This window comes from Sulfurovum sp. (assembly GCF_049668085.1).
GTDB lineage: Bacteria > Campylobacterota > Campylobacteria > Campylobacterales > Sulfurovaceae > Sulfurovum.
In genome coordinates, this window is the sequence record NZ_JBATIY010000056.1 from 1 (window position 1) to 13,097 (window position 13,097).

At 37.7% G+C, this 13,097-nt stretch carries 12 protein-coding genes, 1 pseudogene and 1 riboswitch; of the genes and pseudogenes, 5 read left to right on the forward strand and 8 right to left on the reverse strand.

Translation table 11 applies throughout. The features are described 5' to 3' along the window. The 5 genes and pseudogenes from WBM70_RS03610 to WBM70_RS03630 all read right to left on the reverse strand — a co-directional run. Window positions 1-861 (reverse strand): annotated as a pseudogene (locus WBM70_RS03610) (phosphomannomutase/phosphoglucomutase); the annotation flags it as partial. 77 nt (window positions 862-938) lie between these two features. Then, window positions 939-1,502, reverse strand: coding sequence for a YfaZ family outer membrane protein (locus WBM70_RS03615; protein ID WP_424557143.1), 564 nt, complete (start codon window positions 1,500-1,502; stop codon window positions 939-941). Window positions 1,503-1,556: 54 nt separating this feature from the next. Next, window positions 1,557-1,820, reverse strand: a complete 264-nt coding sequence (ccoS, locus tag WBM70_RS03620; RefSeq protein WP_424557144.1) for a cbb3-type cytochrome oxidase assembly protein CcoS — start codon at window positions 1,818-1,820, stop codon at window positions 1,557-1,559. Continuing rightward, a complete protein-coding gene (locus WBM70_RS03625) occupies window positions 1,820-4,234 on the reverse strand; it encodes a heavy metal translocating P-type ATPase (protein WP_424557145.1) in 2,415 nt (804 codons plus the stop codon). Before WBM70_RS03625 ends, ccoS begins: the two co-directional genes overlap by 1 nt. Before the next feature lie 126 nt (window positions 4,235-4,360). Continuing rightward, window positions 4,361-5,479 (reverse strand): RNA-guided endonuclease InsQ/TnpB family protein, encoded by a 1,119-nt coding sequence (locus tag WBM70_RS03630; protein ID WP_424557146.1) that lies wholly within the window; start codon window positions 5,477-5,479, stop codon window positions 4,361-4,363. 138 nt (window positions 5,480-5,617) lie between these two features. Between WBM70_RS03630 and WBM70_RS03635 the strand changes: the two genes are divergently transcribed. The 4 genes from WBM70_RS03635 (at window position 5,618) to WBM70_RS03650 (ending at window position 8,804) form a co-directional block, all read left to right on the forward strand. Further along, complete coding sequence (locus tag WBM70_RS03635; RefSeq protein WP_424557147.1) at window positions 5,618-6,007, forward strand: hypothetical protein; 390 nt, start codon at window positions 5,618-5,620, stop codon at window positions 6,005-6,007. Window positions 6,008-6,116: 109 nt separating this feature from the next. Next, window positions 6,117-7,445, forward strand: coding sequence for a transcription termination factor Rho (gene rho, locus WBM70_RS03640; protein WP_424557148.1), 1,329 nt, complete (start codon window positions 6,117-6,119; stop codon window positions 7,443-7,445). 104 nt (window positions 7,446-7,549) lie between these two features. Then, on the forward strand, window positions 7,550-8,332 hold the full coding sequence (murI, locus tag WBM70_RS03645; RefSeq protein WP_424557149.1) for a glutamate racemase: 783 nt from the start codon (window positions 7,550-7,552) through the stop codon (window positions 8,330-8,332). Window positions 8,333-8,473: 141 nt separating this feature from the next. Further along, window positions 8,474-8,560, forward strand: a riboswitch (cyclic di-GMP riboswitch). 13 nt (window positions 8,561-8,573) lie between these two features. After that, window positions 8,574-8,804 carry a hypothetical protein gene (locus tag WBM70_RS03650; RefSeq protein WP_424557150.1) on the forward strand — a complete coding sequence of 77 codons (231 nt, stop codon included), beginning with the start codon at window positions 8,574-8,576 and terminating at the stop codon, window positions 8,802-8,804. A 19-nt stretch (window positions 8,805-8,823) separates the two neighbouring features. Here WBM70_RS03650 and trpS read toward each other — a convergent pair whose 3' ends face one another. Genes trpS through WBM70_RS03665 form a run of 3 tightly spaced genes read right to left on the reverse strand, consistent with a single transcriptional unit; the run spans window position 8,824 to window position 12,478 of the window. Beyond that, on the reverse strand, window positions 8,824-9,786 hold the full coding sequence (gene trpS, locus WBM70_RS03655) for a tryptophan--tRNA ligase (protein WP_424557151.1): 963 nt from the start codon (window positions 9,784-9,786) through the stop codon (window positions 8,824-8,826). A 52-nt stretch (window positions 9,787-9,838) separates the two neighbouring features. Beyond that, complete coding sequence (gene der / locus WBM70_RS03660) at window positions 9,839-11,245, reverse strand: ribosome biogenesis GTPase Der (RefSeq protein ID WP_424557152.1); 1,407 nt, start codon at window positions 11,243-11,245, stop codon at window positions 9,839-9,841. A 30-nt stretch (window positions 11,246-11,275) separates the two neighbouring features. Further along, window positions 11,276-12,478, reverse strand: coding sequence for a mechanosensitive ion channel family protein (locus WBM70_RS03665; protein WP_424557153.1), 1,203 nt, complete (start codon window positions 12,476-12,478; stop codon window positions 11,276-11,278). Window positions 12,479-12,553: 75 nt separating this feature from the next. On the opposite strand from WBM70_RS03665, the gene WBM70_RS03670 reads away from it, so the two are divergent. Further along, window positions 12,554-13,097 (forward strand): hypothetical protein (locus WBM70_RS03670; protein WP_424557154.1); only part of this gene is annotated, 544 nt, incomplete at its 3' end.

The window sequence follows — 13,097 nt, forward strand, 5'->3', positions numbered from 1 at the left end:
GTACATGACTTGTGAGCACTTCACTTCACCGATCACCGTAGGATTTTCCATCTTCATGGCATAGAGCAGTGCCATTTGATCACCTTTGATGTTATGTTTATGTGTCAGTACAGCGATACGGTCAGCATCTCCATCATAAGCAAAAGCGATGTCTCCATCTTTAGCTAAAGCGGCTTTGATATCTACAAGGTTTTTTTCTACGGATGGATCTGGATGGTGGTTGGGAAAAGTACCGTCCGGTTCAAGATAAAGACCTGTGTAATTGAAATTCAAGGCATCAAATATATCTGTTATGACCGTGTCTGCTACACCATTACCCCCATCTATCACAATTTTTTGAGGGAAGTTTTTAAGGTGAGCAAATTCTTTCACCATAAAATTGATATAAGGTGTTTTTACATCGATCTCTGTTTTTGTCGTGTTATCTTCAATGATGAGATCTTGATTTTCGACAATCTCATGACCCAGGGCATAGATATCTGCACCAAAGAAGGGACTTTTGTCCACGGTCATTTTAAAACCGTTATATTCGCTAGGATTGTGTGAGCCTGTGATCATGATCGAAGCGTTTGTGGTCATACCATCAAAATCAATGTAGTTACTGTAGTAGTTTACTGGAGTAGCCACCATACCCATATCCAGTACCTTACATCCAGCAGCATTCAGTCCAGAAGTGAGATAATCTCTAAGAATAGGAGAGTGAGAACGCGCATCATAGCCAATAGAAACGACTTTATCTCCAGCAATTTTTTGGCCCAGGTAATAGCCTATGAGTTTGACTGATGTTTCATTGAGTTCTTTTTCAAAGATCCCACGGATATCATACTCTCTGAAGATGCTTTTTTCTATGTTGTCTGCCATTGGTTTTCTTCCTTGTATCAGCTGTGACTAAAGGAATCATAAGCGAAACCTTTTAGTCTGAGTGTGAAAGTATAACACTAAAAACTAAGTTTCATACCACCATAAAAGCTGTCATTAAAGGTTTGGTCGTAGTTTTCATACTCTGTATCTATATTACGATAGCCTGCAAATAGATGCACATTCGTGATAACTTCCATGTCGGCTTCCACTCTAAACTCCATATAGCTCTCTCCATCACTAAAGGTAAGAACAGAAGGTGAATATGCAAAGATAGTAGCGAGTGAAGTAGTAGGTACACTGTAGTTGAACGGAAGTGTATATCTTGCTTTTGCCAAGAAAGGAATGGCGATGAAATCATCAGCAAAAACAGATTTTATCCCTAATCCAAGTGCAAGTCCTTGTACCCCCTGGAAAGTACTTTCAGCACTTACACCTAGAGTCGTCATGTTATCTCCATCGGTGTGAAGGTAAGATGCATCAATTGCATAGGAAGTACTATCTGAGTAGTAGGCGAGTGCATTGAGATCTATAGAAGCAGTGACTTCTATGTCTTCATCGTTGATGTTAAGTCCAATATTGCTTTGGGCATGGAGTAGTCCAAGAGAAAAAAGAGTGGTTAAAAAGAGTTTTTTTAAGTTCATGGCAGACCTTTGATATTTATTCATATAATAATATCATAATTTTCTTGATACTTCTTAGTCTGCAGGTCTATAGTCTCTTTCTTTTTCCAGTCTTTCTTGTTTGATCTTCTCTTTATGTGCTTTTTTGTATGCTTTTTTCTTTTCTTGCATCATAGCAGCATCTTGCAAGTCTTCTTCATTGTCGTTACGTACAGCATCTATAAATTTACTGTGATCGTCAAATTGACCTGTTCTTACGGCCCAAATCAAAGCGATCAACCCTATGGCACCTAGAAATGTAGAAACACCTATCATCATAATGACTATATTCTCACTCATTATTTATCCTTGAATTTTAAACTTTTAATACGCATAGAGTTTCCAACGACTACCAATGAGCTTAAACTCATTGAGAGTGCGGCAACAAGTGGATTGACAAATCCCATCATTGCCAGAGGAACTGCTACGACATTATACAATAATGAAAAACCTAAATTTTCTTTTACTGCACCAAAGGTTCTACGGGAGATCTTATAGGATTCATAAATACTTTCAGGTTTTTCATCTAAAAGCACAATGTCACTTACAGAGATGGCGACGTCCGCACCATTTCCCATAGCTATAGAGATATCTGAAGAAGCCAGTGCAATGGCATCGTTAATACCGTCTCCGACCATTACAACCACATGTCCGTCTTGATGAAACTTGTCTATCATGCTTGACTTGTCCTGTGGAAGAAGTTTTGCATAGACTTCATCTACACCTACTTGGGCTGCTACTTTTTGAGCACTCTGTTCATGGTCCCCTGTAAGCATAACTACTTTGACACCTAATTCTTGGATATTTCGTATGGCTTTGGCTGCACCTTCTCTAATGGTATCTGTCAGTTCAAAGCGTGCAAGGAGTACACCGTCTACGGCAAAGAAGAAGAGGGCATTATGTGAATCTGTGTCGACTTCTAGTTTTGAAGAGTGCATCAGTTCAGCATTTCCTCCAAGAAGTTGTTGCTCTTTGTAAGTGGCTTTGACACCTTTTGCTTCAATACTGCTAATATCTTCAATCGTGAGATTTTCCAGTCTATCATGCTTACTTTCAAGGTACGCTTTGATCCCTTTGGAAATAGGGTGGTTAGATGTACTCACAAGAGAATGCAGTAATGAAGGATCAAACTCTTCGAAAAAGTCTGCTTGTACAACAGAGGGTTTACCTTCAGTGATGGTGCCTGTTTTGTCTAAGGCAAGTATGTCACTTTTTGCCATGGTTTCAAGAAAAGAAGCTTCTTTGAAAAGAATACCTCTTTTTGCAGCGACAGAGATACCCACAAGGGTCGCCATAGGTGTGGCCAAACCTAGTGCACAGGGGCACGCGATGACGATCACAGAGATACCTACGATGAGTGCCTGCTCAAAACTCTCAGCCCAAAAGTACCAACCCACAAAAGTCAGTAAGGCAATGATGAGAATGATGGTGGAAAAGTACCCTGAAACACTGTTTGCAAGTTGCTCAATACGCGGTTTCTTGGTAATAGACTCTTCAAGTAGATTTACGATGGAGCTCAACATAGAGTTTGAAGCATTTTTGGTAGCACTATAGTGCACAACAGAATCTAAACAGAGAGAACCGCTTAAAATAGTGTTATCTTTCTTTTTGTAGATAGGTTCATTTTCTCCGGTGAGTGAACTCTCATCAAAAGAGCCTTGCCCCCAAGTCACTTTACCATCTATAACAACTTTCTCACCAGGTTTGAGCTCAATGATATCTCCCACGATGATGTTTTCAATGCTTACCAATGATTTTACACCATCTTTAAGGGTGGTTACTTCGGTTGGTGTGCTTCCCATAAGCCCATCCAGTGTATCAACAGCATGTTTTTTGCTTAAAACTTCAAGGTATTTTCCTACGAGTACAAAGGTGATGATCATCACCACTGAGTCAAAGTAGACTTCTCCTCTTTGACTGATCATGGCATAGATCGAATAGATATACGCAGAGAGTGCTCCTGATGCTACCAGTGTATCCATATTGACGATATTGTTCTTATAGCCATAGTAGGCACCTCTGAAAAAGATCCATCCAGAGTAAAAGAGCACAGGCGTAGCCAATATAAATTCAGCCACATTGAGTATGTCTTTAAATGATTGCTGAATTCCTCCAAAGTAGCCAGCATAGTGAGCAATAGCTAACCACATAATGTTCATAGACCCAAAAACTGCTACTAAGATACGGGAATAATAGGTTTTTCTTGTACTAATGGCACGTTCTTCTTGAAGTTTTGGGTCATAAGGATAAGCGTTATACCCAATAGAACGAATCGTTTCTATCATTTTAGAGAGTTTGATGACCTCTGGATCCCAAATGATCTTGGCTTTGTTGTTAGTGTAGTTGATACTGGTTTCAATGACACCATCTGTTTTATGTAGTACTTTTTCGTTCAACCATACACAGGCTGAACAGTGTATACCTTCTATAATGAGATTAATTTCACAAAGTCCATCCTCATGGGTAGTGATGTACTTGTTTTTAAACCCTTCCAGGTCAAACTTTTCCAGATCTTCATTATTTTGCATAGCAGGTTGCAGTTTGGTATCTCCAAGCTTGTCATAAAAGGTATCCAGCCCTTCAGCATTCAGGAGATGATACACACCCTGACAACCTTTACAGCAGAAAAAAAGTTGTGTCTCATTCTGCTGCTCAGCGATCATCACTTCCTCAGGAAAAGTAAGATTACAGTGGTTACATGCTATGTCTGCCAAGTGGTTGTCCTTGTGGTTTACAGGATAGGACAGTTTTGTCCTTGTGTGAATTAAGAGTTTATTTTATCTAAATATGGTTGACATACTCCCCATAGCTAAAGCAAGGGGATTCTAGTTTCAACAAGACTAGGCTACGGAAGTAGCTCTTACAGTCTCTCCTCTAAGAGCTGATGTCCCAACTCTTTTAATATTAATTGCTGCATTGACATCTCTTAAATGTTGTGCTTGGCATGATGGACAAGTCCACTCTCTTTTTTTTAAATCAAGTTCTTTTAAAACATATCCACACTCTGAGCATGTTTTGGAACTTGGATAAAATCTATCTATTTTAATAACATTTGTTTTATACTCTAAAATATTTACAAACTCGCTAAAAGCAAGATCTGATATTTTTCTTCCCCACATCATCTGCATCGCTTTCATGTTTAGATCTTCCATGAAGATGTTATCATAGTTTAACGCCAGTTGATTTGTGAGCTTATGAAAATAATCTTTTCTTGAATTGGCTATTTTGATATGAAGTTTTGCAAGTTTGCGTTTGGCTTGTTTTCTTTTCTCTGAGCCTTTTTTCTTTTTAGATAGATCTCTGTTTAGCGTTCTTAACTCTTTTAGATATTTGAGATGAAACATAGGTGATTCTACTTCTGATGTATCATCAAGCGTTAAAAAAGTTATCATCCCAAAGTCAATGCCCACGCTTTTACCTGTTGCGACACTGAGTTTGGTTTCTTTTTTATCTATGGTAATACAGATATAAAAATCTCCTAAGTTATCCCTCTTAATGATTACGGTTTTTATAGTTCCGTCTATCGGTCTTGACTTCCAGAATTTATATCTATAACCATTAAGAGAGATAACATTATCCTCTATCTTGTAGCCTACTTTGCCTTTGAGTGTGTAGGATCTGTATTTTTTGACAGCTTTAAATGTTGGCGGACCAACTCTCAGTTTAGTTTTGCCTTTTGTATAATCAAAAAACTTCTTATATGCGTTATCTATCCTTTCTGTGATGTTTTGGATTGCCTGACTTGGCACTTGTATCCAAACACTGTATTTGTCTTTCTTCTTAAGCTTAGTGAGGTGTTTTTGCAGTTGAAACTTGTTTAAATGTTTACCATATAGACGATAATACCTTTTATGAAGTGCAATACAATGGTTGTAGATTATTCCGCTAATATTTATCGTATTGTGAATATTCTTCGCTCTCTTCGTTTTATAGAGTTTGTATTTATAGGTTCTTATCATATTTTATTTTAGCTGTTTCTATTATAGATGACAAAAAATATGGCATATTGACATATTTTTTACAATGCTTTTGAAAGAACGCTTGCATCCCCATAGATAAATCTAGGGGCTTTATGCTGATTTTTGGTAAAATCCTCTATGGAATATGCACTTTTATTTACAATAATACTTTTATTTGCAGAACTTTTTGAAGCAGCTATGCAACGTTCAGAAACACTTTTGGGTGTTTTAGAAAAACTCTATGTCTATTATCAAAAAAGTATTTTTCTCTTTTTTCTGATCCAACCCGGGTTTTATATTGTCTTGTTTGTAGTCGTACTTACGGGTGTACTCAATATAAGTATGATATTTTTATTGGCACTTAAAATATTTGATCTGTTCTATAAAATAGAATTAATCAAAAAAGTATTTATAGCGCGTGAAGTTCCCCAAGAGATAGTACAAATGCTACAATGGAAAATACCTCCAATGTTTTTTTTCATGGGGGCAGGACTCTATCCTCCTTTATTGTTTTATGCATTAATGTGAGTATGATTTGACTTTTCAGCCAAAAAGGATTATAATGCGACTACTACACGTAGCATATCGTATGGCTAACGTACAATCTCCATAATGCATATTCAAAACAAGAGGAAATATGAGCGATAATAAAAAATCTTCTAATGGCAATAACGCCAACAGAAAAAACAGAACACATGTACCAGTAGACGGCTACAAAATAGAAAACCTCCAACAGCTTCCACTTACAGAACTTGTAACCATAGCAAAAGAAGTTAAGGTAGAAAACCCGAATGAATTTCAGAGAAAAGATCTTATTTTTGAAATCCTTAAATCACAAGTGAACCAAGGAGGATTTATCCTCTATACGGGTATTCTTGAAGTAATGAACGATGGTTTTGGTTTTTTACGTTCTATCGATGGAAACTTCGCTAACTCAAGTAATGACACCTATGTAAGCGGCACACAAATTAAACGATTTGCCTTGAGAAATGGTGATATCGTTACAGGTCAGGTACGTTCACCTAAAGACCAAGAGAAGTATTATGCACTTCTTAAGATCGAAGCGATTAATTACGTGGCTCCGGATAAATCAAAACAGAGACCTCTTTTTGAAAACCTTACGCCACTGTATGCAAGCGAACAACTTAAACTTGAGTATAATCCTATGAAAATGACAGGACGTGTACTTGATCTCTTTACCCCTATTGGAAAAGGACAAAGAGCACTTGTTGTTGCACCTCCTAGAACAGGTAAAACGGAATTACTTAAAGAACTTGCACATGGTGTGACACATAACAATCCGGATGCATCACTTATGGTTCTACTTGTAGATGAGAGACCTGAAGAGGTCACAGATATGCAACGTTCTGTCAAAGGTGAGGTCTATGCTTCAACATTTGACCTGCCTGCACAAAATCATGTAAGAACAGCCGAAATGGTCATAGAAAAAGCCAAAAGACGTGTAGAGATGGGTAAAGATGTGATCATCTTACTGGATTCTATTACTAGATTAGCACGTGCGTATAACACAGTCACACCAAGTTCAGGTAAAGTACTCTCTGGTGGGGTGGATGCCAATGCGCTCCATAAACCAAAACGTTTCTTTGGTGCAGCTAGAAACATAGAAGAGGGCGGTTCTTTAACTATCATTGCTACAGCACTTATAGATACGGGTAGCCGTATGGATGAAGTGATCTTTGAAGAGTTTAAAGGTACAGGTAACTCCGAAGTAGTACTTAGTCGTCATGTATCTGAAAGACGTATTTATCCTGCGATCGATGTCACGAAATCTGGAACAAGAAAAGAAGAACTGATGATGGACCCAGAAACCCTTCAAAAAGTATGGGCACTCAGAAATGCGATGCAAAACATGGAAGAGGTAGAAGGACTTAAATTCCTTTTCTCTAAAATGATGAAAACAAAAACAAATGAAGAATTCCTCTCTATGATGAACGAAGGTGCGTAGGTAACTGCAATGAAAATATGCATATTTTCATCTGAGCCGAAAGGTGAAGTTTCAGTGAAAGGAATTGTAGATGGGCTTTGCCTATCTACAAGGAGACATATATAATGCGTATCGGCGTTTTTGATTCTGGCTTGGGTGGGTTGACTGTTGTTCAAGCCATGACCCAAGTGATCAAAGGTGCTCAGATCTTTTATGTGGCAGACACCAAAAATGCACCTTATGGTGACAAGACTCCTGAACAGATACTTCAATACTCTCTTGATATCACGCAATATCTTATCGATACCCATCAAATAGATGCATTGATATTGGCATGTAATACAGCTACTTCTTCTGCCATTAAACATTTACGTGATAACTACCCTTCTCTTATTATTATCGGTACGGAACCAGGTATCAAACCGGCGATTGAACGGACAAAGACAGGTAAAATAGGGGTTCTTGCTACACCTGCTACACTCAAGGGAGATAAATATCAGCAATTAGCACAGACACTCTCTTTTCAAAAAAGTATTGATATCTATGAGCAAGCTTGTCCTGGATTGGTTGAACAGATAGAAAAAGGTGAGATAGACAGTGATGAGACAAAAGAACTACTTAAAAAATGGCTTGCACCTATGCGAGAGAATAATGTGGACACCATTGTACTAGGATGTACGCATTATCCACTTGTAGGGAAAAGTATCGAAAACATTATGGACTGTAGTGTGAATCTTATACATACAGGGGAAGCCATCTCCAAACATTTATTAACATTAGGTACCCAAAAAGGGCACCTCAATGAGGGTGACTTGCAGATACATATTCATACTACGGGTGAAATTCAAGTACAAATTATAGACAGCATTATTGAATCCTATGAAAATATACATATCATAGAAATCTAGAGTCATTAAAATGCTTTATTTATATTTTTTTATACTTGCTACTTAACTATACATTAGTTAAAGTTATTTTCAATTATATTTTTATAAAAAACGGCTACTATAAACTTATCTATGTTAGAATACTTTTATACGGTTTTTCTGTATATAAAAAGCCTAATTTGTTGTGAAGCAAGTGCAGAAAGTTATGGGACTCAGAAGCTTGGTCAATGAGTTTGCCAGACTACCAATCAGAGGATAAAAAATGAAAAATTTGTTAGAGAGCATTGCTATTTTGCTTGTTGGACTTTTGTCTATAGGTGTCGTATATTTAATCGTACAGTATAACTCGATAGACGATCAAGACTACATAGAGCCATTAGATAAGACTGCATATGAGATGCCAACGGCTGCAGAATTAGAAGAAGATGATGATCTTGATGACGATGATGATATCGATGCGGATGAGGATATTGATCTAGAGGATGAGGAGTAGAAGTAGATCAGGACTTACTTTACAGTAGTCCTACCGCCTCTCTTACTTTAGACATTTTGGCATTTGCAATGGCTTTGGCTTTTTTAGCTCCATCTGCCAAAATGTCATTTACTTCATCCATATGGCTGAGGTAGTACTCACGTTTTTCTCTTGCTTCTCCCAACTCTTCCCAGATCAACTCTTTGAGATATTTTTTGAAATGGCCATACCCTTCTTTACCACTTTTGTAACGAGCTTGTAGTTCAAGTTTCTGTGCATCATTCAAAAAAAGTGAAGCAAGGGCATAGATGTTGTCTCCCTCATACTCTAAAGGTTCACCTAGGGGAGTAGAAGATGAGATGATCTTATTACATCTTTTTTGCAGGGGTTTCTCATCCATAAAAAGGTCAATGGCATTACCATAACTCTTACTCATTTTTTGTCCATCAATACCAGGAATAGTGGCTACATCTTCCTGTACAAGATGCTCAGGTAGTGTAAAGACCTCTCCATACTCATTGTTGAATTTTATCGCGATATCTCTTGTCATTTCAACATGTTGGATCTGGTCTTTCCCTACAGGTACTTTCTGGGTATCTACCATAAGTATATCTGCTGCCATTAGTACTGGATAAGAAAAGAGTGCATGATTGGCGGGAATTCCTTTGGCTACCTTGTCTTTGTAAGAGTGTGCACGTTCTAGCAGTCCCATAGGAGTGAACTTTGAAAGGATCCAGTAGAGTTCAAGTACTTCAGGCATATCACTTTGCACCCAGAATGTTGTTTTTTCAGGGTCGATCCCAACTGATAGATAGTCAACAGCAGCATCTATAGTGTGTTGCTTAAGTGTCGCTGCATCTTTTGAAGTTGTTAATGAGTGGTAGTTGGCGATAAATGTAAAAAGTTCATGTTCTTCTTGAAGTTCAACCATAGGCTTCATCGCACCAAAATAGTTCCCTATATGAAGTTTCCCTGAAGCTTGTATTCCTGTAAGTACACGCATGTGTCATCCTAAAATAATTTTAGGAGATTATAGCAAAGTGTAAGTAAAAAACCTATTCGTCATCATCAAAACGTTCGCCACGTTTTCGTGCAACAATGTCCAAAGGGACACCTTCAAAGTCAAATTTACTTCGAAGGAAATTTGCCAAGTAACGCTTGTAGGAAAAGTGTATGAACGTAGGTCTATTACTAATGAGTGCAATTTTTGGCGGTTTTGTTTCATATTGTGTAGCAAATTTGATATTGACGACTGCACCATTATGTGTCGGTACATGGTGTCTTCTTATCGCTTCACGGATGGTATCATTCAGTTCAGAAGTAGGGATACGTTGTGTATACCGTTTATATATCTCTGTGACCTGGTCAAGTATCTTGTTGACACGCAGTCCTGTTTTTGCTGAGATAGTAATAAGCGGTGCGTAGTGTAAAAACTTCATCTCATCTCGTATCTCTTCTACTACTTCCTCATAGGTCTTCTCTTCATTGATGTCCCATTTATTGACAACGATAAGACAAGCCAACTTGTATTTTTCTATAAGTCCGGCAACCCTCTCATCAAGTTCTGTCACACCTGCAGTGGCATCGATCATCAGTAAAACCAGGTTTGCTTTTTCCAGCATTTCTGTGGTACGTGTCAGTGCATACTTCTCAATACCGACAATTTTACTTCTTCTTCGTATACCTGCCGTATCGACAAAGGTGATCTTGTAGTCATTGTGCTCTATCATTTCATCAATAGGATCAATGGTAGTTCCTGCGACATCAGAGACGACTGAACGCTCTTCACCTAACAGTGCATTGAGCAGTGAACTTTTTCCTGTGTTAACACGACCAATGATAGCCACTTTGATCTCATTATCAATTTCTTCTTTTTTGACACTGTTAATATCGCGAACGATCTCATCAAAAGGGTCCATCTCTGTATCTTCGACAAGTTCAAGTCCTTCAGGTTCTTCTTCATGCTCAGGGATCAACTCTTCAAGCCATGCATAGAAGTCATTAAAATATCGGTTGTGACTTACAGACATAGGAAAAGTTGCATCCGCACCGAACTCTAAAAATTCCCAGTAACGTTCTTCTTCTTTGTCATTATCGATCTTATTGACAACAAGAGCAAGCGGTTTACCCATGGCTTGAAGTTTGTAGAAAAGTTCCCTGTCTTCTTCTGATGGTAATGTTTTACCGTCTACCATAAAAATAATGATATCTGCCATATCTGCAGCTTTCAATGCAAACTCGGCTACTTTGGAAAAGAGTTCAGAAGAGTAATCTATCCCTCCGGTATCGATCACTTCGAAGTCACGGTTCCCTGAAATGGTTACGATACGTTTTTTAATATCTCTTGTGGTCCCTGAAAGATCAGCCGTGATGGCATCTCTTTGTCTTGCCAAACGGTTAAAGAGTGAACTCTTCCCTACGTTTGGTCGGCCTAATATGGCTACTTTTTTTAGTTCTTGCATAAATATAATCTTTCTTAATAATTATTAGAATTATAGCACATTTTCTTCAGGCATCTGTTCCACATAAATAGACTGCGAAGGGAAAGCAAAAGCAGATCCGTTATCTTCAACGATCTTCATGATCTTTAAATGGATATCTTCTCGTATATTCAAATATCGTTCCCAGTTAGCCGTATTGGTAAATGTATAGATGAAAATATTCAGCGCGGAGTCTCCAAAAGATTCAAAATTAACGAGTAAGGTCTCTTTTTGCGAGATCTTCTCATGGCTGTGCAACATATCTCTGATCTCTTGTACAATGGCATTCATCTGCTCTGAAGTGGTATCATAAGTTACACCAATACGCATTTTAATTCTACGGACACCTCTACGGGAAAAATTTTCTATAGGGGAATTGGATACGATCTGATTAGGAACTGTGATAAGTGATTTTTCAAATGAACGTATCTTGGTTGTACGCATGCCGATGTCTTCAACAGTACCTTCAACATTTCCTACTTTGATCCATTCACCGATACGTATGGATTTATCTGCCAGCAAGGAAAAAGAGCCAAACAAGTTTGAAGCAGTATCTTTTGCAGCAAGTGCAAAGGCAAGACCACCAAGTCCAAGAGAAGCAACCAGTGCAGTCACGTTGATTCCCCATATCTGTAGCATAGCACCTAATCCTATAGCACCTATAAGTACTTTGACTATTTTAAGTATAAAATTCCCCATCTCTTGGGCGAGATCAGGATTGAATTTTTCAGTTGCGAGATGAAACACACTGCGAAGTGCCTCTGCCAGAGAGATGAATGCCCAGAAGATATTGAAGATAACAAGTGTATTGAGCATATTTTTAACAAATGTGGTCTCTTTGAATATCAATGCAAAAAAGAGATGCAGACCTACTATAATAAATGCAAAACGTATAGGTCCTTTGAGTGCAGAGATGATCTTGTCATCATAATAATTATTGGTTAAACGTGCCAGTTTATGCATCGTTCCTATAAAGATATAAGTAAAAAATCTTCTTAAACCTAAAAAAAATAGAAAAACAGCGATCGCTGCAAAAAGATTGAGTAGTGGAATGTCTAAAAAGGTATGTGCCAATATAGGAAATCTTTCATAAACGGGGATGAGGAATGTTTGTACGGTTCCATCAATATTCATGGAAAGATCATCAATGACATTTAGATCGATCGTTATATTTAAGTCACTGTTATTTGTTTCAGTTGTTGGTGCTGTTGGCATCTTTTTGTTATCCTTCAATTTTAAAGATATAATTATAGTAAAATTTGATATAAACTCAGTAAAAAAAGGGTAGATGTGTTAAAAAGAATTTTTATACTAGTTAGTTTAATTGCACTGTTTGGAAGTTTTGCTTCAGCGAAGGTGACACAGTTGAATTACAAAGCAACCTTTGGGATATTTGGTACAGTGGGAACCATTAAGAACACGCTGACACAGAACGATAAAACCTATCAGATCGAAACAACGGTCATCGTAGAAGGATTGGCAAAAGTACTTATGCGTAATCCAACGGAACATTATGTCTCTAAAGGACATATGGAAAATGGATTGATGGTCAGTGACTCATATACGATGGTCAGTACCAAGAAAGATAAAAAAGTAAGTAAAGAGTATCATATCAATCACAAAGAGAAGTATGTGACAAAAAGATATAGAAAATGGCGTAAAGGCAAGTTGACAGAAGATCGTTCTGAAAAACTTAAGTTCTATGCAAAAGATGATCTTTTAACACTCTATTTTAATTTAGGTACTGCGGTAAAGGAAAAAGGTAAAACATATATGTTCACTGCTGTAGGTCTTGAAAAACAAGATGGTAAAGTACAGATCACGGCACCCAGCG